This is a genomic window from Streptomyces cadmiisoli, from assembly GCF_003261055.1.
GTDB classification, from domain to species: domain Bacteria; phylum Actinomycetota; class Actinomycetes; order Streptomycetales; family Streptomycetaceae; genus Streptomyces; species Streptomyces cadmiisoli.
The window spans coordinates 9,091,094-9,115,518 of record NZ_CP030073.1 but is presented as its reverse complement, the minus strand read 5'-3'; the positions used below and the strand labels follow the sequence as shown (position 1 = coordinate 9,115,518).

Below are 24,425 nucleotides of genomic sequence, written 5' to 3'. Positions count from 1 at the left end.
CGGCCCTATGCGAGGACCGTCGGCACCCCCAGCATCCGCTCACCGCCGCCAGGCTTCGGGATGATCACCTGACGGACCGGCGCCGGCCGGTAAGTGCCCGCGTCGAGTTCGGCCCTCACCTCGGGCCAGTGCACCGCGATCCACGGCCACAACTCAGCCGTGGTCATGCCGTCCACCCCGGGAACACCCCGGTTCGCCTCGACGCGGTCGAGCGCCGCGAGCAGGTTCTCCTTCGAGAGCAACAGCTCCCACAGCGAGGACGCCTGTTCGCGGTGAACGTCCTCCGTGAGACGCGCCGACCGGCCACTACGCTCCGCCGGGGCACTTCCGGAATGCACCGGTCCCTCTCCGGACGGCACCGCCGAAGCGGTATTGCTGCGATCACCGTGACCGGCACGAGCAGTCACCACATCATCCGTTCCACTCGATGTTCGGCCCTTCCCAGCCGCCGTACTCATCCCGGCTGGTACTACGACCTCTGCTGGCTTCTGCCCGGTCAGCCCGCACCTCCCGGCACGGACCGTCGGCGCGGCGACACCTCAGCACAACCGACACCCGGACAGATCTCCCCAGGTAAGAACGATCACTGTCCCTGGATCCCCGCCGCGTTTACGCACTGGCCTTCTTGGTGGAGACGGGCATCACCTTCGCTTGCAGGCTCACCCGACCAGCACGCCTCATACACGGTTCGTGTTCCTCGGTACCCAGGTCTCGCCTCGGGCTTCCTCCAGACCCCACCTCACGATGACGCCCTTGCCTCCGGCTCGGGGTTAGCACCACCTCTTCCCCCAGGGGACTTCCACCCCCAAGCAATCGCCCATGCTGGGCGCACAAGCGTGAGGGTCCACCGACTCCGTCGGTGGACCCTCACGCAAGATCGAGGCTAGTGTCTCGTGATCCTGATTGCGTTACTTCGCGTTGTTATTGACGAGTTTCTTCACGCTGGTCTGGACGAGTCGGACCTTGGCGAGGATCTCGTCGGTGGTGGCGGTCCAGGTGAAGGGTTTCGCGTTCTCGTTCCAGGAGTTGACGTAGTCGCGGATCTGTTTGACCAGGACATTGACGCTTGCGAACGTGCCGCGGCGGATGGACTGCCGGGTGATGATCCCGAACCAGATCTCGATCTGGTTCAACCACGAGGAGCCGACGGGGGTGAAATGAAAGTGGACGTGCGGGTTCTTCGCCAGCCACGCCTTCACGTCCGGGGTGGTGTGCGTGGAGAGGTTGTCCAGGACGACATGGATTTCCTTCTCCGCATGCGGCTTGACGGCCTTCTTCAGGAACGCCAGGAAGGTCGCGCCGCTCCGGTTCGGCCTGCACTCGCCCAGCACTTCACCGGTCGCGACGTTCAGCGCGGCGAACAGGTTCGTGGTGCCGTGCCGCACATAGTCGTGAGTGCGCTTCTCGGTGGCCGCGAAAGTCACCGGCAGCACCGGCTGGGTCCGGTCCAGGGCCTGCACCTGCGTCTTCTCGTCGACCGACAGCACCACGGCGCCACCGGGCGGGGCCAGGTACAGACCGACGACATCGGCGACCTTCTCCGCGAACGCCGGGTCTTTCGAGATCTTGAAGGTGCCCGAGCGGTGCGGCTTCAGATTCTCCTCACGCCAGACGCGGGCGACGTAATGCCACGACACCGAGATGCCCTCCCGCCGCTTCAGATGGTCGGCCAGCGTCCGCGTCGACCAGTGCGACAGACCGGATTCCGCCGGCGGCGACATCCTCGTCAAAGCGATCAACCGGGCCCGCACCTGCGGCGGCACCTGGGTACGCGGCCCGCCGCGGCGCTTCTCCTCCAGACCGGCAAGGCCCCGCTCGGCATAACGGGTCTTGCAGCGGTCCACCGTCAGCGGCGCCACACCGGCGAGCTCGGCAATGTCCTTGCGTCGGCGTCCTTCGCCGGACCACAGCACGATCCTTGCGCGAAGCGCCACATCGGCCGGAACATCCCGCGACCCGGCCAACTCCCGCAGTTCCGCCATCTGTTCAGAGGTGAGATGCACACCAGACTCAACGATCACAGAAGCCTCAGGTTCCATGAACAGGATCACGAGACACTAGGTATGAACGCGATTCAGGTCCTGTATCAGTCGGCCGAAAACCGCAGGTGGGCGCGTTCGGCGATCTCTTCGTCTGTCAGCATAGTGATCTTGGGTACGTCAGGCGCACACAGCATTACGACAACGAACTTGCTCGAGGCGTCCGACAACAGGTTCGCGACACGATAGTGCACGACCTCACCGCCTGGCTCCCAGAACGCCTGACCCGCCTCGATCGAGTAAGGAGCCTCTCCTTCAATCTCGAAGAGGATCTTCCCTTCGATGACGTACCCGAATACCGGGCCCGAGTGACGATGCGGACCCGCCCCCTGATCACCAGGCGGCAGTTCCAGGAACTCGGTCACGACATCGGAGCCTTCAGGAATGAAGGGCGCCTTCACGCACGCGAGTTCGCTTATCTTCACTCCACTGTTTCCTAGTTCAAGCATTTCGCCAATATAGGGGCCAGCGCTCGATTGGTCCAGTTGAGGCGGACTTGCGCACATTTGACGAACGGCGGCAACAGATGAGCCTGGATCCGCCGCGTGATGCTCGGTCTGTGGGTGACGGAAAGAGAAGAGATGCCTGCTGAGACCTTGGATGATAGGAGTTCCTACGCCCACACCAGTCCCACGAAGCAAGGCACCTCGTAAGTGAAGTTTCCCCGTGATCCCGGACACGTGATTGTTATGCCGCGAGGGTGTGCTGATGCCGCAGCCGGGTTTCGGACGGCCTGAGGTAGCCGAAGACCTTGTGTTTGCGAAGGCGGCGGCGGTTGTAGAAGGTCTCGATGAAGGAGAAGACCTCGGCCCGGACGGTGGCCCGGTCGGACCAGGTACGGGCGCCGATCTCCTCCTTGAGCAGGGCCCAGAAACTCTCCGCGGCAGCGTTGTCGAAGCATGATCCGGTGCGTCCGCAGCTCTGCCGCAGCCCCAACTCCCGTATCCGGTGCCGGAACTGGGCAGACGTGTATTCGCTGCCTCGGACGCTCTCCTGTATGTCAACCTCTCTGGACGGTCCTGTTGGGGGTGCTGTCCTGCTTGATCGCGTAGTACGCCTCCCGGGCGACGTACCGTTTGAGGCAGCGGATGATCTCCATCTTGGACTTGCCCTCGTTGGTGCGGCGTTCGACGTACTTCTTTGTGTTCTCGTCGTAGTGCAGGCGGCAGACGACAGCCATGTGGATGGCGGAGTTGGCCTGGCGGTCACCACCGCGGTTGAGCCGGTGCCGTTGCACCTTTCCGGACGAGGCAGGCAGTGGGGCGACGCCGCAGAGTTTCGCGAAACGGGCCTCGTCCGTGACGCGTTCGGGGTTGTCGCCGCAGGTAACCAGCAGTTGGGCGGTGTTCTCGATGCCGAAGCCGGTCCGCTCCAGCAGCGTCGGGGCCAGCTCGTGGACCAGGGGCTCGATCATCGAGTCGAGGTCGGCGACCTCGTCGTTGAGCTCGAGGTAGCGGCGGGCCAGCGACTTGATCGCGATGCGGGTGGCGGAGGTGGGGTCACGGAAGGCGGTCTCGTCCGGCCGCCAGGCCGCACAGGTGCGGATCAGCTGCATCCGGGTCAGGTTGCGTACCTGGTCACGCAGTTCTTCGGGTGCGGAGATGATCTGGCAGCGGAGCATCTGCAGCGCGACGCGGCGGGCCTTGACCGCGGTCGAGCGGGCGACCCGCAGAACGCGCAGGGACTCGACCATGCCGTCGCGGGTCTTGGGCGTGATGGTGCGGTGGCCGGCCAGGGCGGCATGGGCGGCGTTCTCGGCGTCGAGGGTGTCGTCCTTGCCTCGCCGACGACGGTCGGAGCGATCTGGGCGGTTGACCTCGAGGATCTCGATGCCGGCCAGCTGCAGGTGACGCAGGAGTCCGGCGCCGTAGGAGCCAGTGCCCTCGATACCGATGCGGCGCACGTCGCCGAAGGTCCGCATCCATCGGAGCATCGCGCGGTAACCGGCGCGGGTGGTGGAGAACGCTTCCGTGCCCAGCACGTGGTCGTCGGTGTCGATCACGGCGGCGACGTGCAGGTCCTTGTGGGTGTCCACGCCGCCGATGACGGTGCGGGAGACGGGTGGGATGCTGGCCATGTCGGCCTCCTCGCGGATGAAAGAGCGCGGTGGGTCGGCGCGCGTTCACCGAGGCGGCGGACAAGACAGTGATGGGACCTTGGCCAGGCTCTCCTTAAGTCACTCCCGTCGGCGAGGCGAGCGCCTCGCCGGGATGCTCCCGGGCCACCGACAAGTCCGAGGAAGGACAGCGCCGTCGGTCGGAGTGCGGGTCAGGAGGCCGCGAGAGCATCCCGGCACCGTCATCCTGGCGCGTCCATCGCTGTGCGGGTCAAGAGGCCCGGGACACCCGGTACTTCACATACTCACTATCGCTGTGGATTATGCAGCCGGGCTCCAGTCCGCCCCGGCCGTGGGCCATGTCGAGTGCGTCGACGACGAGCTCGGCGCGGTGGTGGTCGGCCATGGCGTAGCCGACGACCTCGCGGCTGGCCAGGTCCAGCCAGCAGGCGAGGTAGAGCCAGCCTTCTGCGATGGGCAGGTAAGTGATGTCACCGACCAATCTGGTCCCGGGCCGATCGGCGTGGAAGTCGCGGCCGATCAGGTCCGGGGCCGGTTTCGCCTTCGTATCCGGCCGGGTCAGCGAACGTCTCTTGCGCCGGGTGACGCCGCGGATGCCGCGCTCACGATGGTCTCCTCGGACCTGAACACCAATCCCATCACCGACACGGACCTCGCTGCCATCCGAGCGGTGCCGGGTGTGGCGGAGGCGGCCCCCCGTACCCTGGAAGGGGTGGAAGCCTCACTCGCCGGCACACAGCGTCATCTGCAGCTTCAAGGAGACCCGGGTTCCGGGCGGCTGTCGCGGGTACAGGTCGTGGCGGGCAGCTATCCGGACGGCCCCGGCAAGATGGCCGTGAACCAGCAGGCTTCGCAGCGCCTGGCCATCGAGCCCGGCGACCGGATCGGCCTGCTCTTCCCACGCGAAGAGGACTCACAGGAGACAAGAACGGCCCCTGTGATCGTCACAGGGGTGGTGAAGGCCAACTCCGACCGGGTGGCCATCGGTTACGCCCCCGCCGCGATCCTCAACGAGCTGAACCGCACCAAGGGGTATCCGCGGGTCGACATCCGCGCGGAAGCCGGAGTCTCCGCGGCGGCTCTGTCCCAACGGCTGCGTCCGGTGCTCACCCGCCCTTCCGGAGGTCGCCGCCTTCGTCCCCGGCGACACCGTGCGGGCCGAGGAAGCCCGGGCGGCGGCGTCGCAGTACGAGGCCCTCTTCGAGCTCATCGCGGCATTCCTGGCCGCCGCCGTGGTCGCCGCAGCCCTCGTGGCGACGTCCACGTTCCGGATCGTCTTCGCGCAGCGGCTGCGCCAACTGGCACTTCTGCGCACCATCGGCGCGCACCGCGGCCAGCTCGTGCGGGCCCTCGCCGTCGAGGGAGCGCTGGTGGGCCTGGTAGCCGGGACGGCCGGGGTGCTACTGGCACTCGGCGCCGGACATGCCGTCCCGGCGATCGCGAACACCACCGGACAGAGTCTCTCGATACCGGGAGTTCCCGTTCCGGCGGCCCTGGCGGTGGTGCTCGGGGCCGTGCTGGTGACGGTCGGCGCAGTCCTCGCTCCCGCGCTGTCGGCGTCCGGGGTGTCCCCTCTGCTGGCTCTGCGCCGCGCCGGAACGGTGGCGGGCGAACGCGGTATCGGTCGCGCGCGCCTGGGTACCGGCCTGTTCCTCGCCGCCGGCGCCCTCGGACTGATCGGCGTGGTCTTCAGCAATCTGCCGGAACCGGGCGACACGAACTACGCACGGGCCGCGGGCATGACCATCGCCGTCCTCTCAGGCGCCATGGCCTTCCTCGCGCTGGTCGCCCTCGGCCCGCTGCTTGTCCGCCCGGTGCTGGCCACCGTCGGATGGCCGCTGCGCCAGCGGGGGCCCACGGGCACACTCGCCGTCGGCGGCGTCGGAGGCACCCCCCGCCGCGCCGCCGCCGTATCGACCATCGTGGCGCTCGGCGTCGCCCTGGTCTCCGGGACCCTCGTCGGCATCGCGAGCCTGCAGGGCCACACGGACCGGCACCTCGCCGTCAACGCACCAGCGGACTTCGACCTGCGCGGCGACGACAGGGGCCTCAGCGCTGAGTTCGTACAACGGATCAAAGCCCTGCCCGAGCTGACACACGCGACCGCCTACCGCAAGACCGAGATCTCCATCGACGGAACCGACGCCGTCGCCACCGACCTGGAGCCGGCCGCTCTGCCCTCCTCACGACATCTGTATCCGGCCGACGGCACCCTGAGCAATCTCGGTCCGGGCCGGGTGATCGCAAATGCCCGAGTCGCCCAGGAGCTGGACGTGACGGAGGGCGACAGCCTCACCCTCACCTCGGTGAGCAAGCGCACTGTCCGTGTGACCGTCGCCGCCACGCTGCCCAGCGACGCACCGCTCACCGCCGATGTGATCGTCGCGCCCGCCGACCTGGACCGTATGGGCGCCTCACGGCTGCGGAACGGGGTCCTGGCGAACGCCGCCCAAGGCGGGCAGGCGGCGCGCACCGCGGCGGAGAAGGCGATCCTGCGCACCACGGGCCCGAACGGTGGTACCGACCTGAGCATCCTCGCCGAGGAGCGCGACAACAGCTCCGCCACCTAAAGCTGTGGGCCACGACGTCACTGGGTCTGCTCGGGCTCACGGTGCTCATGGCCGTCATCGGCGTCGGCACCACGACCGGACTCACCGTGCTGGAACGCACCCGAGAATCCGGACTGCTGCGCGCCCTGGGACTCGGCCGGCGCGGACTCCGCCTCGCGATCGGCATGGAAGCCGGCCTGTACGGTGCCATGGGCGGCACCCTCGGCCTGGCCCTCGGCGTGCCCTACGCCTGGCTTACGATCCGCGCAGGCAACTTCGGGGCACCGCTGCTCCTGCCCTACGGCAACTGCTGACGGTCTTCCTGAGCCTGCTCGCCGTCACCGCGCTCGCCGGACTGCTGCCCGCTCGCCGCGCGGCCCGCGTCAGCCCGGTCACGGCGATGGGCACCGCCGAATAGCAAGGGCGGGGTGGAGGCAGAAGATCAGGCAGGTGGGGCCTGCCGAGCCGTGACAGGCCGACAAGAAGGGGACGGTCGGGGAGAGAATTCAGTCTCGCCCCGGCCTGCGATCTGACGGACAGCGGCTCCGCCAAGCTCGGCTGTGCGCCGTCTCCGGCGTTTGACTGCTTGCACTCGCAGGCTCGGCGACGCGTGGACGAGCAGAGCCGCGCCGGTGTTGCCTCCGATCTGACAAAAGCGGAGTGGCCGGACATCCCAGAGGCGCCGAGGTCCGGCCCGTGCCAGGCAGATGGTCAGGCCGCGCCTTCAACTCGCCCACGTGTACTGGCCGAACGGGCAGAGTCTTGGACCGCGACAGGTCCGCTGCCCGCTCAAGGTGCAGTGATCAGGCGTTGAGGGCGCGCAGGGCAGCCCCGTGCCTCCCGATCCACGCCTCGTAACTTTCCAGCTCGGGGTTGAGGTTGTGGGTCAGTTCGATGTCCCGGATCTCCGTGTCTTCCGACCTCTCGGCGAGGAACTGAAGTCCGTTGGAGACAGCGATCGCATGTGGGACGTCCAAGCCTCGGAACTCGGGCCAACTGAAGGGCTGGTAGGTGACCTTCTCGCCGATGGCGGCCGAGAGCATCGCGGCGAGTTCTGCGCCGGTTACGTGTTCTGCCGCGATGGACACCGTTTCACCGATCCAGTGATCGGCAGCCTTGAAGATGCGGTGCACCGTTCGGCCTATGTCCTGTGCTCCGATCACCGTCATCTTGCGATCAGCGATGGGAATGGAGAGGATCAGCTCGCCACGCTCATTGCGGACGGGGCCCATACCGAGGAAAACCGTCTCGTAGAAGAATGGCAAGCGCAAGAAGGTTGTGGGCACCTGCAGTTCGGCGAAGACCGCGTCCGCACTGGCCTTCACATCGAAGTGCGGCGCCGTGTATCCGCCCATGACCCGCGGAACCGCGTCACCTGTTCTCTCGAAATGGGGTCGAGTGTCCTCCAGGGTGGACCACACCACATGGCTGACACCGGCGGCCTTCGCCGCTCGCGCCGCATTGGTCGCCTGCTCGAACTCTCTGATCGTGCGGGGCCTGACCGCTTCCTGCTCGGGGGTCAGCGGGGACCAGAAATCTGTCACGACGAAGACGCCATGTGCTCCCGCGAAAGCCTGAACCAGGCTGATTTCGCTGTCCAGATCGGCTTCGCCGACTTCCACGCCGCGTGCCGCCATCTCCTTCGCAGCACGCGAACTCGCGTCTCTCGTCAGGGCTCGCACCACGAATGGGCTGTCCGGATCAGTGAGGACTGCGTCCACCAATCCCCCGCCCTGCTTGCCCGTCGCCCCGACTACAGCGATGACCTTCTTGCTCTCCACACAAACCCCGATAGTTGATGCGACAATTAGTTTGGAGTCTACAGGTCGTCGCCCAACAGGCAAGGAGGCTTGTTCACCATCGGCCCGAGTCGGTCGGACAGCGTTCACGTGGTGAAGCCGCACCAGCAACCCCGCTCTCACCCGACTTGCGACACCTCGGCACAGCCCGCACACCCCGAGCCTCAACTCCCACCGGCACGGGGAGCAATTGCGAGGTGCACAACGGATGCGACCTTCTACGGCGAGTGAAGGGTTACGAAGTCGGTGGGTGCAACATGTTGAAAACCCGTCAATACCGGTGTGCACGAGCTTCGACAAGGCGCTGTGATGTTGCGTTTCGGCTCTGGCGAGTGTCGTGGCCCGCACACGAAGATCAGTCATGAAGGGGCTTGAGGTGCGCAAGTCGGGATGCTCAGGCATCAAACGCGTACTCCAGCACGTACGCCGCGCTGTCCGTGGTCATCTCGTTCACTTCGACCGCTCGAAGTTCCGCGTCGAAGGCCGTGCGGCACAACTTCATGACCGGGCGCTCCGAGGGCATGGCAAGACCTTCGGCCTCTTCGGCTACAGGCAGTCGGCACCGGATCTCCTCTCGGAAGTGCGTGGGTGCGTGACCGATCTCAGCGAGCCGGGCGTACGTGCCGCCGTCCCCGGTGTCGTAACGCATGATCGCCGTTCCTTCAACCAGCCCAAGGGGCAGGTAGGAGGTCGCGAGCATGACGGGCCTGTCGCCCAGCAGGAAACGTCGGGAGCGAGCGCAGACCAGTGCGCTCTCGTCCACGTCCAGCAACCGGGCGATGTGTACGGGGACCGCCACCGTGTCGACGCGGACGTCAATGGTGACCGGCCGATCCTCGTCGGCGGACCAGATGGATTTGCCGGCACCCCACTGCTCAGATGCCAGCCGCTGAATGCCGTGACGCCGGATCGGGCGGAACTCGATGACTCGGGGACCAGCCGCCTTCTCCGTTTCCACCAGTCCCTCGATCCTCAACATCTTGAGTGCTTGGTGGGCGGTGACCTCAGCGACGTCGTACCGGACGGCGAGCACGCTCTCAGCCGGCAGTCGATCGCCGGGGCCGTAGAGGCCGGACTCGATCGCCGTCTTCAGGTCGTCGGCAATCCGCTGGTACTTCGGCCTCTGCGGGCTCGTCTCACTTGCCATGCCTCTCCCTACGTCGCCAGCGATCCTAGGCCCGCTGCCTGTCGAGCCGCCGGAGCGGCGCTGCCAGGCCTCGCAGACAGGCTTCGCGGCGACGGTGATGGGCTCCTGTGCGACGAATGCGGCCATGACTGCGACGCGCACCGTTCGACCTGGCGTCCGGTCACAGCGCGGCAATGAGGGAACCGCCTGCGAGGGCTGCGGCGAGGGTCTCGACATCGACGGCCGGCACCGGCATGCGCGCAGCGTCCGGACGCTGTCCGGGCAGGCCACGGCGCTCGACTGCCTCACTCGCGGGCCCGGCGACGAACAGACGTGCCGAGCCGCGCCCGGTCTGACGGAACAGTCTGTCGAGCGTGCCGGGCGGGACGGCGAGGCGAAGCAGAAGGCGAGGGCGACGACGGGGGCCAGCGCCGCGCACAGCCAGTAGCAGCTGACTCAGGACCCTGCCAAGGAGATGGTCAGGAAAGCAGTGATCGGTGTGCCGGGGCGAGGAAGCCGGTGGCTTCTTCCCAGTAGCGGAGGGTCAGAGCCGACCGGAGCGCCTCCCTCAACCACCACCATCACGATGACCTCCCCGGCCACTCCCCGCACGTCCCCCTGACCACGCCGTACCGTCCATCCGGCCCACCGGCAGCGGCACTCCCCTGATCCCCGGGCGACGCCGACGTGTCTCTCCTCCTGCGGGACGGCAAGGACTATCGTGCCGACTCACCAGGTAAGGAGCAAGGACCGCTTCGTCGCAGGCAACGCTCGCCCCGTCGCGACGCCGGGCACGCTCCCCCACTCTCGGCTTCGCTCGAGCCTGAGGGGGCTCCTACGACGCCGCTCCTTGACGGGCATACGTTGCCTGCCACGGCACCAGGAGGCTATGCGCGACGGGCTGCTCACTGCGTAGGCCGCGGGCGGACCCTCGTACGGAACCCAGGTCGGACACTCCCGCTGAGGTACGTGGCCGTCTTCTCGTTGCGCTTGAGGTCAGGATCCGTCGACGGTCTGCCAGGCGGGATCAATCGCGATGCGTCGCAGCTGTTCCAAACTGAGGGCGGGGTTGGCCCGGTTGGCCGGGAGTTGGTAGGCACGTGCGTTGACCGCGGAGACGACGACGCGCACGCCGTTCTTGCTGAGGGTGTCGACTTCCCACCTTACGGTGCCCTTGCCGCCCCTGGCAGCGGGGCCCTTGCGGCTGATCATGCGGGTACCGTCGGGCAGGATGTCAGCCTTCTTGAACACCTCGTCCAGGCTGGACTCGTGGTGTGGCCATTGCTGGACCGTAGCGGCCACGAGGCTCTTGCCGTGGCCGTCGTCGACGATGACGTGGCCAAAGTCCTGCGATCCGCGCGATCTTTCCGCTTCGAGTCCCCTGGGCAGCAGCCGCATGATGAGGCTGCTGATCTGCTGCGCGGCCATCTTGCTGACCGGCGGGGACGTGGGTATGTCGGCGGCAGGTTCGGGCAGCGCCCGTGTGTGGGGGTCCCATACCTGAGAGGTGGCAACAACGGTGAGCTGCTTCGGGGTGAGCGGGAGCGGCGTATCCTCGGCCGGGTTCTTACCGCGCGGGTCACCAGCCTGGGTCACGATGACCCGCCGGCCGTCTTTCTGGGTCAGCAACGCACTGGCGTGTCGGGCACCGGACGGGTACTTCTCGTCCTTCGGGGACTGATCCAGCACGAGACTGGCTCCACCCGGCAACAGCGTCTGCGTGCAGCGACTGAGGGGGCGGTAGGCCGTTTCAGGGCATTCCGAGATCGCTGGGGGAAGCGGAACCGGATACCGGCTCAGGGTCACCTGCACCTTGGCTGCACGTCCATTCCGCTCCAGGACCAGTTCCGCGGAGGGCGGCGGGCCGGGCTTCTCCCCCCGGGTCTGACCCCTCCCGTGCTGCGCGGACAGCTTCCCCTCGGGGACCAGGCCCTCCAGGAGTTGCACCATCTCGTCGGCCGATACCGGCGAGGGGGTGGCCTGCGGGGAGGTGCACGTGGACAGCGCCACCGCGATCAGGGCAGTTGGCACCATCGAGCCGACGGCTACAGATTTCCTGGCATGGCGGTCGGCGTTCCACCACAATCTGCGGGCGGATCCGGGGAAAGCAGTGAGGGGGTGTGACTGCGTTCCGACCCACGTTTTGGGTGAGCGGCGCGGCCGGGAAACTGTGCGGGGACGCATCGGGTCGTTTGACATCGCCATCGTTATCCATCGGAGCAGTGCATCGGAGCAGACCGCGACGCGCCCACCTCGGTGCACGGAAGCCGCGTACGTCGTGATTCGACTCTAGCCGATACTTGATGCTTCAACCAATCGGGCTTCCATGTCGACCTGAAATTTCACCTTCACCCCAATCCGGGCATGACTTCAGTGACGCGCCGACGATGCGCTCGATGGCGAGTCGACCTCGGCTCCAGGCTTGCGCGACGGCCCGAAATGATGATTTCGGCCGGCATCCCGACTTTCCGGCGGGCGCGAAAGCCGGCACACACGAACCGCGGCACCAGGTGAGCGCCCTTGCGCTCATATACCTATTCCGCGACCGAAGGGCCGGGGGCGACTCGGCGCCCCCCGATACCCACAAGTAAGTTGACGCATCAATGATCTCAGGTAATTCTTATGCATCGAGATCTCTTTCGCTGCTCCCGAGCATCCTGGAATCAGGGAGCCGGCTCCGAAGCGGTCTGGTCGGCCACGGACTCCGCTGTCACCGCGGTCTTCGCCGGCTGAATCCCTTTCTGGCCGCCGCAGTCACCGGGCTGCTGACCGGAATCGGCCTGGTCGTCGGCTCCCATGGCAACGCCGACCTCGGGTCTGCCCTTCACAGGCGCTGGACCACTGGACCCAGGCCACAGCCCTGTCCTTGTGCTGATACTCAACCCCGAGGTCCATGCAAGCCTTGCGACCCAGGGCTTCCACGAACAGTGGAAGCCCTTCGTCAAGATCAAGGCGTGGAACCGTGAGGACGGCCTCCCGTCGAGGCATCGTCCGGCATCGAGGCGGCCCTGGAGTTGATCAAGGGTGACTGGGTCGGGTCACACCCGGACCGCGCGGCGAGCCGCAGAAGCAGCGTGCACGGTGGCGCTCCGACCGGAACGCGCGGGTCGCATCGGCGATGCGCCGACAGCGATACTGCCGAGTCGCACGCCGGGGTGCGGAGCAGATCAGACTTTACGCTCTGTCGACCAGCTAGGGTCATGAGGCGGTGCCGACACGGTTCGGACCGTGCCGGCACCCTATGGGTCTTTCCAGCAGATTTTGTCCAGACTGAAGCTACCGGCCCGGGACGGGTGTCAGTGCGTCAGGTAGGCGTCGTTGATGGTCTGCTCGACGGAGTTGCCCTGCTTGTCGACGGCCACGGCCTTGAAGGAGACACTGCCTCCGGCGCGGGGGTTGGTGACCTGGACGGCACCGTCGCGCACCGTCAGCTTGTGCCAGTGGGCACCCTGGTCATAGGAGACCCGCACACTCAGGGACTTGAGATTGCGTCCCTCCGCGGCACCCTTCACGCTCACCGGCACCTTCATCTTCGCTCCGGCCCGCGCGGTGTTGTCGAGGGACAGTTCGGGCGTGAAACGGACGACGGACAGCGGGATGAGGGTCGGTTCGGCGGTGTACTCCGAGGAGAACGTCCAGCTCGCCGTGACCCTCGTGGAGACGTCGGACACCCCCGCGCGAGCGATCGAGGCCGTCAGCCGGTAGTCGGCTCGCTCGTCGTCCAGTACGAAATGGAAGGCCGCGGGCGTGGCAGTGTTCTCGTAGACGAGTTCGCCGTTGCGGTGGAGTGTCGTGGAGGTTTCACTGTGCACACTGTTGTTGTCGTTGTGGTTGCCGGCGTTGTCCGAGAACATCGGCAGGGCTCCGTTGACCATCGCGCCTTCACGGATGATCCCGAAACCCGGTCGCAGGTCGGGGCCGAAAACACCCATGTTGAACGTCTTGCGGTAGGTGCGGCCCGGTTTGAACACGTCCGCGGACGTGTTGGTATAGCTGGCTTCCGGGCGGACGTCGGAGTTGGCCTGGCTGAACCCGAAACGCCAGGTGTTGCTCGGCCCGAGCAGGTGAACGGTGCCGGTGTACGGCAAGGGGTGGGCGGTTGCGTAGCCACCACCTACCTCTGATATGCCCGGGGTGTAGAGACCGAATTTGTTCTTGGCCGTTGCCCCCATCGTGACGTCGACGTTCGCGAAGTCGTGTCGCTTGGTGTGGCGGGTGAACCCGGTCGTCACGGTGTCGCTCTTGTGCAGGTACAGCAGGTGGTACTCGTCACGGCCCTTGGCGCCGGTGGAGAACGAGAACCCGAGGTTCTGCCGCAGGTGCTGCTCCTGGAGGTTCACCTTGGGGCCCAGGTGCGCGGTGCGTATCGCCTTGTGCGGGTCGATGTCCGGCGTGGTCCCGGTCGTGATTCCGATGCCGAACCCGGCGCCCTTCCCGTTGGTCATCCCGCTGAAGACACTCGTGTCGGCGGCCACTGGGTATGCGGAGCGGTTCGGGACGGTGATGTCGAACGGCTTGGTGGTGCGCCCGTCCAGCGTCACCGTGGTGTCGCGTGTGAGGTCCAGCCGGGGCTGGTTGATGAAGTCGACGCCCTGGGAGAACGACCCCGCCGGGTCCGCCGGGAGCGTCGCGCTGAGGAAGTACCGGCCCTTGGGCAACCGCATGGAGGACGAGCCGTCGTGGAGGTAGGAGGAGTCTCCTTCGGCGGTGCCGGACAGGCCCGCCACCGCGGCCCACCAGGACGGAGCGGCAGGCTTGCCGGCGCGGTCGAGAGCCTTGACCGTGAGGGTGTACATCTCCGCCTCGAGTTCTACGACCAGCGGGGTACGGACGGTCTGCCCGCCGCCGGTCGCCTTGACCCGACCGCTGAAGAGTCCCGTTCGGTCCCCGATCCGGGTGTCGGCGGTGACCTTCACCGTCTTCTCGCCGCCGGGCGCGATGGTGACCTGCTCGTCGACGGTGAACATACCGTCGGGCGCGGGCACGCCGTCAGGCCCGGTGACCTCCGTGGTCAGCTTCAGGGTGAGCGGTGTGCTGCCCAGGTTGCGGTAGGTCAGGTCCTTGGTGATCGGCTCGTCGTCTGCGTGCGGCCATTGTGCGGTGCCGAAGGGCAGCGACGTCTGCCGGGTGACCGCCGACTGCTGGATCGCCGCGCCCAGGTCGGCCCGCCCGGCCCCCTGCTGGAAGACGGTGTAGGCACTCGGCGTCGCGGAAGCGGTCAGCGCGTGCTTGATGTCCTCGCCGCTCCAGTCGGGGTGCTGCTGCGCGAGAATGGCGGCGGCACCGGCGACGTGCGGGGTGGCCATGGAGGTGCCGCTCAGGGCGAAGTAGCCGTCGGCGACGGGAGCGCCGGACAGTCCGCCGTCCTTCGACCTCGCCGCGCCGATGTCCACACCGGGCGCCGTGAGGTCGGGCTTGATCGCGCCGTCGCCGACCCGCGGGCCGATGCTGGAGAAGGAGGCGAGGCGGTCCTGCTTGTCCACCGCGCCGACGGTCAGGGCGGCGTCCGCGCTGCCCGGCGAACCGATGCTGCCGGCACCCTGACTGCCGAGGTTGCCGGCGGCGATGACGAACAGTGTTCCGGTCTCGGCCGACAGGTTGTTGACGGCCTCCTCCACCGGATCGACACCGGGCGTATCCGTGCCGCCGAGGCTGAGGTTGACCACGTCGGCCTTCTCGGCCACCGCCCACTCCATGCCGGCGATGATGCCGGAGTGGGCACCGAAGCCCCGGTCGCCCAGGACCTTGGCGTTGAGGATCCTTGCGCCCGGCGCCACACCCTTGTACAGGCCGCCGGACTTCGCGCCGGTGCCGGCCGCGGTGGACGCGACATGGGTGCCATGGCCCAAGCGGTCGAGCGTGTCCGGCGAGTCGGTGAAGTTGCGCTCGGCAACCACCTGCCCGGCCAGGTCGGGATGGGTGGCGTCGATACCGGTGTCGAGGACGGCGATACGCGATCCGGTCCCGTCCAGCCCCGCCTTCCAGGCCTGGGGGCCGCCGATCTGCGGCACGCTCTTGTCCAGGCTCACCTCGACGACGGCGTCGAGCCATACGGAGGCGATGCCCGGCGCGGTGCCGCGGTTGGCGGCGCCGGCCGGCCCGGTGGTGAGCGTGGACCACAGCTGCGCGTCACCGGCGGGAGCGGTGAGGGCGTCCGCGTTGATGCTGTTCAAAGGGCGCTGCGTCCGGGCGCCGGCGCGCAGGGCCGTCCTGGCGGCCGGGCGGGCCGTGTCGTACCGCACGATGAGCCGCAGGTCCTGGCGCTGCGCGTAGGCGGGGGAGCTGAGGGTGGTGATGTCGAACAGCCGCCGGTCCAGCCGCCCGCTCTGGATGAGGCGCCGAGCGTCGGCCGGTACCACATACGTGTGTCCGTTGAGGGTTTCCCGCAGGACGGGGATGCCCTCCCGGCCCTTGGCGGGCCGTGTGGAGACGATCTCTCCCTGCGCGTTCACCGCGACCTGGTCGCCGGTCAGCAGCGGAATCCAACGCTGTGCGGCGCCGGTCGGAGCAGCGGAGTCCACCGGAGCGGCCGGGACCGACGTCGGCGATACCGACGTGCCGATGGGCCCGGAAAGAGCCACGGATGTCGACGCGGTGGCGGCGACCAGCAGCATGCTGATGGCCACAACCGCACTGTCACGCGCGGTTCTGTGGAACTGGAAATTCACGATTTCCTCTCGTTCGTCTGTCAGCCTCCGCCCCCGGGCTCGTTATCGAACACAGGTCGAGGCGCGCACAGGGAAACACCAGCGTGAAGAAGGTGTCAATAGCCGGTCTGACGTGCGAGATTGCCAGCGCCGCCGCGTGGACGCTTACCGATCCGGCAGCTGACGAAAAAATTGCATCACTTGCCGCGGAGGACGAAAAAACACGAGCGACGAATGAATTCCGGAGTGCTGATCGAACCGACGACCGGGGCTGATCGCACCCCCGGTGCGTCCGCTCGCTGACTGCCGCATCCCCCAGGGGAACGGGTCACACGTAAGTACCAGCCAGCGTCACGCCCAGACGGTCAGTCGGCCTGGACGACGTCACGCATCAGCGGAGCCCACCCGCGCGCCGCATCACCGAATCGGACATCCTCGGCGACTCCGGGGATCCGCCGAATAAATTCGGACGGGCGTCGGCCCAGGGACGAAGAAATTCGAGTGGGCGGGTGACCGGCTCGGACAGCAAGCCGGTGCTCCAGCAGAGACAGCAAGGCACCGGCTTGTCGCCATCGTGGACATCACCTCTGTCGACGCACGGCTGTCCTTCCCCATGGGCGTGGAGATCGCCGCGGCCAAGGCCGCACCACATGGCGTACGCATCAATGTTCTCCCCGGTCCGGGTCGCGCTCCCCACCGGCCCGTCGCAGCCGACTCGTGGGGATCCGCGGCCACTTCCGCGACCGTATGAAAGCCGAGCGGGAAGGCTGGCTCGACGAAACCCATGGGCACCGCGTCCACCTCGACGCCGGATCAGAATTCCGCCAGATCGACTCGATGCCCCCGGGGCAAGCCGGACCATCCCGGATTGCCGACGTCGCGGCCGGCTTGGCGATAGCACGCTTGGGGCGTGCAGATCTTGAACTCGTGCCTTCTCACCGGTGGTTCGTCGGTCTCGCATGAGCAGGCAGGAGATGCGACGGGGCAGTCCCGGGCGCGAAGTTCGTGGCGATTCTGCCACATCTCGATGAGCGGCAGCGCAGTCTGTTGATCGAGGCAGAGGCCCAGTCCCTCGATCACGGCGGGATCAGAGCGGTCGCCCGTACGGCTGGTGTCCGTGAAGCCACGGTGTCTGCCGGGATGCGGGAACTTTCCCCCGTAGACACCTCGTTGGGACGCATCCGCCAGCAGCGGCTGCGGCCGGACGCCGCCGGCACCCTGCGCTACTTCGCCGACATTCTTGCCACCGACGGGTTGGTCCGCGCAAGCCGCGGCGTCGGAGCTGGATTCCGCCTAACTCACGGCGGAGTTCGCGGTCGAGGTCACTACTCCTTCCGACGCGTGGAATGCGATTGTGGCTCGACCCGTGCCGATGGCCGCCCGCGATTCGTTGGGGTCCGGCTCCGGCACACGCCGGGAGGCTGGTCTTGACACCGCCTGTCAGGCGGGGCCACGCGATGCCATCGGCCTGCAGCATGTGGCGCGTAATACTGGTCCGGACATCACCGGGTCGCCGTTGGGTTCCGCACTGGTGGAGGAGCCGCGGACCGGTGGTGTGGTCACGGTCGAGCCCTCCGCCCTGACGGTGCCGGGCGTGAGCAGCAACGTGGCCGGGAGAAGACCGCAGTCCAGGGCATGGGGCGTTTCGAACTGCCGGCCGCTGAGACACGGCGGACAACGCCGAGCCGACGGACGAAGCCTTGACCGCCGCCTGCCCCCGTAGCCGGGCAGAGACTGTACGGCGCCGGGTGGGAGGCCCTCAAGTGGTGAACTACCGCGGGGTCGGCACAGCCGAGACCGGCGCGAGAACGACGGCTGGCGCAACGGGCGCTGACGTGCGAGCCGCGGGTTCGGTGCCCCTGCCGCAGCGTCGGCGATATGAGTGGACGGCCCTGCGTCAGCTGTGCGCACACAGGAAAGCCTCCAACTAGCGTCACCGGCTTGACAGGTGACGGACCCCGTGTGAGTGTTACCACCACCTCCGGAGCGTTCCACCGAGTCGGCGTCGCCACTGAACATGGCGTGCCCCGCCCTCAATCAAGGATGAATCGTGATCACTCGCCGTTCGTTGATGCGTAGCAGCAGTGCAGCCACAGTCGGATCGCTCGGTCTGATCGCCCTCGGATCCTCCTCCGCCGAAGCACATCGAAACTCCAGCGAGGCACCCGCCGTCACCCCTGTCTCGGCGGACGGCATCACGCGCACCGAACTGCAGCGACACCTCTCGCCGGCCCCGGGCTGGGAGCTTGTGCAGACGCTCGTTCAGATCCCCAGGGGTGTTGAGTCCGGGCGCCACAGCCACCCTGGGGTGGAGGTCGGCTACATCATCCAAGGCGACATCTTGATGGAGTTCGACGACCGCCCCTGGCAACGGTTGCGTACCGGTGACCCCTTCTTCATCCCGCACGGTGTCATTCACAATGCCCGCAACATCGGGAAGGTCCAGACGAAGATGCTGTCCACCTACCAGATCGAGCATGGAAAGCCTCTGGTGACGCCCCATCAGTGAATCGCCGCCTACCGCCGAGAACAGCGCGCGGAAGTCGTGGGTTGTCGTGCCACTGCGCGGCCGGGCCCGGATGTCGCACGGGAGCCCTGGGACGCACTTCAGGAGTACTGACGCGGGCAACGGCGTGACCGGGCCCCGGGACGTCACCCTTCACCTCGCCCGGGACGCCGCGGCCGACGGGCTTCTCGGCCGCGGCCCGCTCGCCGGGCCGCGGCCGAGCTGCAGGCCGAAGCGTGGACCCGAGGGCCTTCAACCGGCCGCCGGATCGGCGGGAGCGGGACGCGCACGCTCCAGGTGATCAGCAGGGCGCTGGCGGCGGTGACCGCGCGGTCGAACCGGCAGAAGGACGACCTGGACTCCGCAGAGTGGCTGCCCGTCGACACGGTGGTGTGCCGGTATGTGGCCGACCGGACCGACCGCCATCGGTTACCGGTGGGCGCCGGCCGTCGACCAGGTCGAGCAGCGGACACCGCCCGACTCGGCCGCCGCCGGCCCGACGTCCCGGTCACACGTGCTGGTGCTGTGACCGGATCGGTTACCTCGGAGTGATGCAGCCCTATCAGCCCGACACGGACATCGGGATGTCCGGCGTAGATGACGTCGTTCACCTTGTCGGTCGTGGACTTTGGGCGGAGAAGAAGGGCGAGTACCGGGTCGAGCCGCCGGGCGGGTTTCACGGACCGACATCCGGGGCCGGCCGTCCGTCGGCGACACATGGCCATGGCGCCGGAGTGGTGCTTGCGCGTACCGGGCTGCCGCATCGTCCGGCGCGGCAGCCGACTCGCAAGAGGCCCACAGCGTGATGCCGAAACCGTCCTGGTCGTAGGCGGCGGCTCAAGCGCGCCCTCCGGAGTATCGGCCCCGCAGGGGTGGTGGCCCAGCTCTCACTGGAGCGGAGCGCCGTCGGCATGCACCGACGGAGAGACGTGAGCGATGACATCGCATCGAATCAGCCGGACCACGGTGCGGTCGGTGTCGTTGACGGCCACCACGTCGTCGACCCGAAGGCCCAGCGCAGGTCACACCGGCGTCGGCGGCCATGACAGTGTCGGAACGCGCAGGAAGCGCCGAGGGGTCTCCTTGTATTGTCATGTGTCACTAGCGCGTGCGTCACGGTTGGGGAGTGATGTTGGTTTCTGGTGTCGGTAGCAGGCCGGCCACTCCTGTCACGGTTCTTCTCGTCGAGGACGATGCAGTGATCCGCAAGGCGGTGGCGATGGCACTGGATCGCTACGGCTACCGTGTGAGCACGGCGAATGACGGTCTGACCGGTCTCGAACTGTTCCGGGAGCGGGGACACGATCTGCTGCTGCTCGACGTGATGCTGCCGGGGCTGGACGGGATCGGGCTGTGCCGGAGGGTCCGTGAGTGGAGCCTGGCCCCGATCCTGATGATGTCCGCGCGTGGTGACGCCCTGGACGTGGTCGCGGGCCTGGAGGCAGGGGCTGATGACTACGTCGTCAAACCTGTCGATACCTCCGTGCTGGTCGCCAGGATCCGTTCGCTGCTGCGTCGGGCTTCCTTCTCCCCCGGCACGAATCACGCTCCGGAGCCCGCTCGCGGTACCAGCACCCGTTTGGTGTTCGGTGATGTGTCCGTCGACACCCGAGGGCTGGAGGTGCGTCGCGCCGGTGAGCTGGTGGCGCTGGCTCCCACCGAGTTGCGTCTGCTGCTGGAGTTCGCGGCGAATCCGGGGATCGTGTTGAGCCGGCAGACGTTGCTGCGCGGTGTCTGGGACTACGGCTGGGAGGGTGACAGCCGTGTGGTCGACCTGTGTGTGCAGCGGTTGCGTAAGAAGATCGGCCACGACCGGATCGAGACGGTCCGCGGCTTCGGCTACAAGTTCCGGCACTGAGATGGGGCGGGCCGTGGCCCGGCGGAATCGCGGGTTGTCGAACTGGAGGTCGCTGCGCTGGAAGATCGCCGCGCTGGTGGCCTTGGCGTCCTGTGCCGTTGCCACGACCGTCGGTGTACTGGTCCACCGGAGCACTTCGGAGCGGCTCATGGGCCTGGGGAGGGACCGGGCCTTCTCCGCCCTGGTGTCCGCGCTGGACGATTACAGCCGCACGGGCGCAACGCCGACCGATGCGGACCCCGCACAGATTCCGCCCGCGCTGCTCCAGCAGGCGGTCAGCACCGGGCAGCACAGAACCTGGTACGACGACCGCCGGTCCGAGATTCCCTGGATGTGGGCGGTGCAGCCGGTCGACGGCCGCATCCTCGCCGTGCGGGTCGACATGGGGTCCGAGATGCGGAGCTTGCAGGCCCTGGACCGCAACATCGTCGCGGCCTCGCTGGCCGTGCTCGCGGTAGTCGTGCCCCTGGCGGTGCTGGCCGCAGAGCTGCCCCACCGACGACTGCGGAAGGTGGCTCGGACCGCGCGACGTATTGCTGACGGCGACCTGGAAGCCCGCACGATGGTGGATGGCCGCGGCGGCGACGAGATCACCGAGATCTCCGTCACCCTCGACTCGATGGCCGACGCTCTGCGGGACCGGCTGCTGAGTGAGCAGCGCTTCACTGCGGATGTTGCCCATGAGTTGCGCACCCCGCTGATGGGCCTTGTCGTCTCCACCGACCTGCTCCCGGACGGCGAGGCCACCGCACTGGTCAGGGACCGGGTCCAAGTGCTGCGCGAACTGGTGGAGGACCTGCTGGAGATCTCCCGGCTCGACTCGGGCGCGGAGCGGGCCGACCGCGCCTCGGTGCCGTTGGGCCGGCTCGTCGAGGAATCCGTGGCCCGTACGGGGGTCCAGGCCCGCCTGACGGTGATCGGCGATCCGGTCGCCGACACCGATCCGCGCCGCCTCGACCGGATCATCTCCAACCTCGTCTCCAACGCCCATCGCCACGGACGCGCTCCGGTCGATGTCACGGTGAACGGTGCATCGATCGTCGTACGCGACCACGGCCCCGGCTTCCCGGACGAGTTGCTGGCAGAGGGACCGCAGCGGTTCCGCACCGGTGCGGCCGAACGCGGCCAGGGGCACGGTCTGGGCCTGACCATCGCCACCGGCCAGGCACGCGTGATCGGCGCCGCTCTTGCGTTCACCAACGCCCCGGAAGGCGGGGCGATCGCCACACTCCGGCTGCGCAGCGAGATCGGCCCACAGGGCTGACGTCTGCCCGAGGCTCCCCGAGCGCACCCGCGCATCGCTCACCTCGGCCACGAACAGGGACCCGGGCTGCTGCGACCGAGGGCTGACACACAACCGATACACAGCAGAGCGGTCATGGATGCACGACCGCGGCGGTACGGACGCCCGCACCAGGCACGGTGGCTGACATGCACCCCGGAGGCGTACCGGCCTCGGGGGCGGAGCGTTGTCCGTTGCTCCGCCCGTCATCCCGCCCGATCGCCTGGCGGCCCCAGCCACCGAAAGTGAAACTGCCATGATCAGCGCGCTCCATCTCCCTCGAACCGGTCTCGCACTGGCGACGTTCGCACTCGCTGGCTTGCTGGCCGGTTGCGAGAATGCTGATGAGGCGGGCTCGTCGGCATCTGGTTCAAAATCCGGCACGTTCGACCAGCGGTACGACGAGTGGGAGAACAAGTTCCGGTCCTGTTTGAGTGACAAGGGGTTCGACCTTCCGAAGGAAGCCGGAAAGGTCGACTTCGGTGACCGGCAGGACGCGTACCGGGTGGCGTCTGACGCCTGCAGGAAGAAGATCGGAAAGGCACCACAGGTCACTGGTGAGCGCTCCAAGAAGTCCGCCGAGGAACTGAAAGAGGAGCATCTCAAGACGCTCCAGTGCTTCCGCGACAACGGCGCCGAGGTCACCGACCCCGGAGCCAATCAGGCTCCCCAGATCGAGTTTCCTGAGGGCGTTTCCCAGGACGCGTTCGAGGAGTGCTACAAAAAGTGACGGTCGAGCACTCCTCAGGTGAGCCGGGGCACGAGTCCGAGCCGCGAAGACTTGGCCGCAAGCGGGTACTGGCGATCGCAGCCGTGACCGGCATCGCCCTCGGTGCGGCCGCGACCTCGATGACGATCCTGTCCGAGGACGGCTCTGCCGAGCAGACCGGGCAGAAACAAGTGGCGAACACCGCGCTCGTGGAACGAAAGACACTGCAGGAGACCATCACGTCGCCCGGGTCGCTCAGCTACAGCGAGGCGAGCCCGCTCACCGCCGGCCGCTCCGGCACCATCACGCGCCTGCCGGACGCGGGAAGCAAGGTGAGACTGGGCGGCGTGCTGCACTCGATCGACAACGAGCCATTGGTGCTGCTGCACGGTCGGCTCCCGGTGTGGCGGGCGTTCGAGAGCGGGATGAGCGACGGGCCGGACGTACGCCAACTGGAGCGGGGTCTCCAGACTCTGGGCCACTTCACCGGGACTCCCGACGCACACTTCGACTGGCACACGACGGTCGCGATCCTGCACTGGCAGGACGCCATCAACGTCAAGGAGACCGGCTCGATCCAGCGTGGGCGGATCGTCTTCGCCCCCGGCGACGTGCGCGTCGCGGAGACCGTCGCACACCTCGGCGACGAAGTCGCGGCCGGTACGCCCGTCCTGAAACTGTCGGGGCTCGAAAAGATCGTCACCGTCGACCTCAAGGCAGCGGACCAGACGGTCGCCGAAGTGGGTGGCAAGGTGACCGTGAACCTGCCCGGCGGCAAAACAACGACCGGCACCATCTCCGGAGTCGGCGTGCCCCGGCAACGGAAGGACAGTGAGGAGAAGGCGGTCACCGTCCCGGTGAGCATCACCCTCGACCGGCCCGCCGACGCCGGCACGCTCCAGGAGGTGTCGATGCTGGTCGACTTCCCCACGGCGAGTCGCGAGGACGTGTTGGCCGTACCGGTCGCCGCACTCATCGCCCTCCCGGACGGTGGGTACGGCGTCGAAGTGGCCGGCGACGCCGGTACGACGCGGACGGTCATGGTGAAGACCGGACTGTTCGCCGGCGGTTCCGTCGAAGTGACCGGCGACGGACTTCACGCAGGTCAGAAAGTCGTGGTCCCGACAGTATGAGCGATTCCGTCATCGAACTCGATCAGGTGGTCCGCGACCACGGCCATCCACCGGTGCGAGCGGTCGACCACGTGTCGCTGTCGGTCGCTCGCGGTGAATTCGTCGCCATCGTCGGCCCGAGCGGCTCGGGCAAGTCGACTCTGCTCAACATCATCGGCACTCTCGACCGGCCCACGAGCGGACGTATGGCCATCGACGGCCACGACGTCGACGCGATGAGCGACGAGGAACTCTCGGCGCTGCGCGCGTACCGGATCGGGTTCGTCTTCCAGCAGTTCCATCTCAAGGACGGGGTCAGCGCGCTCGACAACGTCGCGGACGGCCTCATCTACACCGGAACACGCCGCGCCCAAAGGCGGCGCAGGGCGGTGGCAAGCCTTACCCGCGTCGGACTGGGACACCGCCTCGACCACAAGCCTCACCAGATGTCTGGAGGGGAACGGCAGCGCGTCGCCATCGCTCGGGCGACGGTGTCCGATCCGACGCTGCTGCTGGCGGACGAGCCCACCGGCAATCTCGACCAGCGCTCCGGCGCGAGCGTGATGAAGCTGCTGCACGAGCTCAACGCCACGGGCACCACTGTCGTCGTGATCACCCATGACGTGCAGCTCGCGGACCGGATACCCAGGCGGATCACCCTTCGCGACGGTCACCTCGTCGACGACGAGCAGGCGGCGTCGGCATGAGTCGTGACAACCAG

Annotated in this window: 22 protein-coding genes and 2 pseudogenes; 13 read left to right on the top strand and 11 right to left on the bottom strand. The window is 67.5% G+C overall.

Features of this window, described 5'->3' with window-relative positions:
• Positions 1 to 5: 5 nt before the first annotated feature.
• From DN051_RS40035 to DN051_RS47990, 6 genes are all read right to left on the bottom strand, one after another.
• Positions 6 to 338 carry a reverse transcriptase family protein gene (locus DN051_RS40035; protein ID WP_112437595.1) on the bottom strand — a complete coding sequence of 111 codons (333 nt, stop codon included), beginning with the start codon at positions 336 to 338 and terminating at the stop codon, positions 6 to 8.
• 570 nt (positions 339 to 908) lie between these two features.
• Positions 909 to 2,051 carry an IS630 family transposase gene (locus tag DN051_RS40030; protein WP_246040790.1) on the bottom strand — a complete coding sequence of 381 codons (1,143 nt, stop codon included), beginning with the start codon at positions 2,049 to 2,051 and terminating at the stop codon, positions 909 to 911.
• 35 nt (positions 2,052 to 2,086) lie between these two features.
• Positions 2,087 to 2,464, bottom strand: a complete 378-nt coding sequence (locus tag DN051_RS40025; RefSeq protein ID WP_246040789.1) for a cupin domain-containing protein — start codon at positions 2,462 to 2,464, stop codon at positions 2,087 to 2,089.
• Positions 2,465 to 2,726: 262 nt separating this feature from the next.
• Positions 2,727 to 2,975, bottom strand: a complete 249-nt coding sequence (locus tag DN051_RS45480; protein ID WP_162624746.1) for an integrase core domain-containing protein — start codon at positions 2,973 to 2,975, stop codon at positions 2,727 to 2,729.
• A 64-nt stretch (positions 2,976 to 3,039) separates the two neighbouring features.
• Positions 3,040 to 4,116, bottom strand: coding sequence for an IS110 family RNA-guided transposase (locus DN051_RS40015; RefSeq protein ID WP_112437599.1), 1,077 nt, complete (start codon positions 4,114 to 4,116; stop codon positions 3,040 to 3,042).
• A 250-nt stretch (positions 4,117 to 4,366) separates the two neighbouring features.
• Complete coding sequence (locus tag DN051_RS47990) at positions 4,367 to 4,597, bottom strand: DDE-type integrase/transposase/recombinase (protein ID WP_162624747.1); 231 nt, start codon at positions 4,595 to 4,597, stop codon at positions 4,367 to 4,369.
• 126 nt (positions 4,598 to 4,723) lie between these two features.
• On the opposite strand from DN051_RS47990, the pseudogene DN051_RS47985 reads away from it, so the two are divergent.
• From DN051_RS47985 to DN051_RS39995, 3 genes and pseudogenes are all read left to right on the top strand, one after another.
• Positions 4,724 to 5,158 (top strand): annotated as a pseudogene (locus tag DN051_RS47985) (ABC transporter permease); the annotation flags it as partial.
• 109 nt (positions 5,159 to 5,267) lie between these two features.
• Positions 5,268 to 6,686, top strand: a complete 1,419-nt coding sequence (locus DN051_RS40000) for an FtsX-like permease family protein (protein ID WP_112437601.1) — start codon at positions 5,268 to 5,270, stop codon at positions 6,684 to 6,686.
• 47 nt (positions 6,687 to 6,733) lie between these two features.
• Positions 6,734 to 6,979, top strand: a complete 246-nt coding sequence (locus DN051_RS39995) for an FtsX-like permease family protein (RefSeq protein ID WP_112437602.1) — start codon at positions 6,734 to 6,736, stop codon at positions 6,977 to 6,979.
• Between the two features lie 489 nt (positions 6,980 to 7,468).
• On the opposite strand, the gene DN051_RS39990 is transcribed toward DN051_RS39995, so the two are convergent.
• Entirely contained in the window at positions 7,469 to 8,446 is a 978-nt protein-coding gene (locus tag DN051_RS39990; protein WP_162624748.1) for an NmrA/HSCARG family protein, read from the bottom strand.
• Positions 8,447 to 8,858: 412 nt separating this feature from the next.
• Positions 8,859 to 9,611, bottom strand: a complete 753-nt coding sequence (locus tag DN051_RS39985) for a GntR family transcriptional regulator (RefSeq protein ID WP_112437603.1) — start codon at positions 9,609 to 9,611, stop codon at positions 8,859 to 8,861.
• A gap of 124 nt (positions 9,612 to 9,735) precedes the next feature.
• On the opposite strand from DN051_RS39985, the gene DN051_RS39980 reads away from it, so the two are divergent.
• Complete coding sequence (locus DN051_RS39980; protein WP_112437604.1) at positions 9,736 to 10,038, top strand: hypothetical protein; 303 nt, start codon at positions 9,736 to 9,738, stop codon at positions 10,036 to 10,038.
• Between the two features lie 548 nt (positions 10,039 to 10,586).
• Here the strand turns inward: DN051_RS39980 and DN051_RS39975 are convergent.
• Positions 10,587 to 11,600: a hypothetical protein gene (locus DN051_RS39975; protein WP_162624749.1), complete on the bottom strand. Its 1,014-nt coding sequence runs from the start codon at positions 11,598 to 11,600 to the stop codon at positions 10,587 to 10,589.
• 1,286 nt (positions 11,601 to 12,886) lie between these two features.
• Positions 12,887 to 16,216 carry a S8 family serine peptidase gene (locus DN051_RS39970; RefSeq protein ID WP_246040788.1) on the bottom strand — a complete coding sequence of 1,110 codons (3,330 nt, stop codon included), beginning with the start codon at positions 16,214 to 16,216 and terminating at the stop codon, positions 12,887 to 12,889.
• A gap of 125 nt (positions 16,217 to 16,341) precedes the next feature.
• Here DN051_RS39970 and DN051_RS45470 point away from each other — a divergent pair, with 125 nt between their 5' ends.
• A complete protein-coding gene (locus DN051_RS45470; RefSeq protein ID WP_162624750.1) occupies positions 16,342 to 16,512 on the top strand; it encodes a hypothetical protein in 171 nt (56 codons plus the stop codon).
• Positions 16,513 to 17,050: 538 nt separating this feature from the next.
• Here DN051_RS45470 and DN051_RS47980 read toward each other — a convergent pair.
• On the bottom strand, positions 17,051 to 17,317 hold the full coding sequence (locus DN051_RS47980; RefSeq protein WP_162624751.1) for a hypothetical protein: 267 nt from the start codon (positions 17,315 to 17,317) through the stop codon (positions 17,051 to 17,053).
• Here DN051_RS47980 and DN051_RS46895 point away from each other — a divergent pair.
• From DN051_RS46895 to DN051_RS39930, 8 genes and pseudogenes are all read left to right on the top strand, one after another.
• Positions 17,243 to 17,425 (top strand): annotated as a pseudogene (locus DN051_RS46895) (ISAzo13 family transposase); the annotation flags it as partial. The gene DN051_RS47980 and the pseudogene DN051_RS46895 overlap by 75 nt on opposite strands.
• Positions 17,426 to 18,287: 862 nt before the next feature.
• On the top strand, positions 18,288 to 18,746 hold the full coding sequence (locus tag DN051_RS39960; RefSeq protein ID WP_053762690.1) for a cupin domain-containing protein: 459 nt from the start codon (positions 18,288 to 18,290) through the stop codon (positions 18,744 to 18,746).
• Positions 18,747 to 19,143: 397 nt separating this feature from the next.
• Positions 19,144 to 19,272 (top strand): hypothetical protein, encoded by a 129-nt coding sequence (locus DN051_RS47385; protein ID WP_267890914.1) that lies wholly within the window; start codon positions 19,144 to 19,146, stop codon positions 19,270 to 19,272.
• Positions 19,273 to 19,872: 600 nt separating this feature from the next.
• The gene (cseB, locus tag DN051_RS39950; RefSeq protein WP_053762689.1) at positions 19,873 to 20,601 is read left to right on the top strand and encodes a two-component system response regulator CseB; all 729 of its coding nucleotides are present in this window, start codon (positions 19,873 to 19,875) and stop codon (positions 20,599 to 20,601) included.
• Between the two features lies 1 nt (position 20,602).
• Positions 20,603 to 21,865 carry a sensor histidine kinase gene (locus DN051_RS39945; RefSeq protein WP_053762688.1) on the top strand — a complete coding sequence of 421 codons (1,263 nt, stop codon included), beginning with the start codon at positions 20,603 to 20,605 and terminating at the stop codon, positions 21,863 to 21,865.
• 274 nt (positions 21,866 to 22,139) lie between these two features.
• Entirely contained in the window at positions 22,140 to 22,613 is a 474-nt protein-coding gene (locus DN051_RS45460; RefSeq protein ID WP_159054240.1) for a hypothetical protein, read from the top strand.
• On the top strand, positions 22,610 to 23,725 hold the full coding sequence (locus DN051_RS39935; protein ID WP_112437607.1) for an efflux RND transporter periplasmic adaptor subunit: 1,116 nt from the start codon (positions 22,610 to 22,612) through the stop codon (positions 23,723 to 23,725). Before DN051_RS45460 ends, DN051_RS39935 begins: the two co-directional genes overlap by 4 nt.
• Positions 23,722 to 24,411 carry an ABC transporter ATP-binding protein gene (locus DN051_RS39930; RefSeq protein ID WP_053762685.1) on the top strand — a complete coding sequence of 230 codons (690 nt, stop codon included), beginning with the start codon at positions 23,722 to 23,724 and terminating at the stop codon, positions 24,409 to 24,411. Before DN051_RS39935 ends, DN051_RS39930 begins: the two co-directional genes overlap by 4 nt.
• Positions 24,412 to 24,425 lie beyond the last annotated feature (14 nt).

Bases quoted from the DNA above. Each gene is read 5' to 3' on its own strand.
- DN051_RS40015 (WP_112437599.1), bottom strand. From the start codon at position 4,116: ATGGCCAGCATCCCACCCGTCTCCCGCACCGTCATCGGCGGCGTGGAC.
- DN051_RS39995 (WP_112437602.1), top strand. From the start codon at position 6,734: ATGGCCGTCATCGGCGTCGGCACCACGACCGGACTCACCGTGCTGGAA.
- DN051_RS39985 (WP_112437603.1), bottom strand. From the start codon at position 9,611: ATGGCAAGTGAGACGAGCCCGCAGAGGCCGAAGTACCAGCGGATTGCC.
- DN051_RS39980 (WP_112437604.1), top strand. From the start codon at position 9,736: ATGACTGCGACGCGCACCGTTCGACCTGGCGTCCGGTCACAGCGCGGC.
- DN051_RS47385 (WP_267890914.1), top strand. From the start codon at position 19,144: ATGTGGCCGACCGGACCGACCGCCATCGGTTACCGGTGGGCGCCGGCC.
- cseB (WP_053762689.1), top strand. From the start codon at position 19,873: ATGTTGGTTTCTGGTGTCGGTAGCAGGCCGGCCACTCCTGTCACGGTT.
- DN051_RS39945 (WP_053762688.1), top strand. From the start codon at position 20,603: ATGGGGCGGGCCGTGGCCCGGCGGAATCGCGGGTTGTCGAACTGGAGG.
- DN051_RS45460 (WP_159054240.1), top strand. From the start codon at position 22,140: ATGATCAGCGCGCTCCATCTCCCTCGAACCGGTCTCGCACTGGCGACG.
- DN051_RS39930 (WP_053762685.1), top strand. From the start codon at position 23,722: ATGAGCGATTCCGTCATCGAACTCGATCAGGTGGTCCGCGACCACGGC.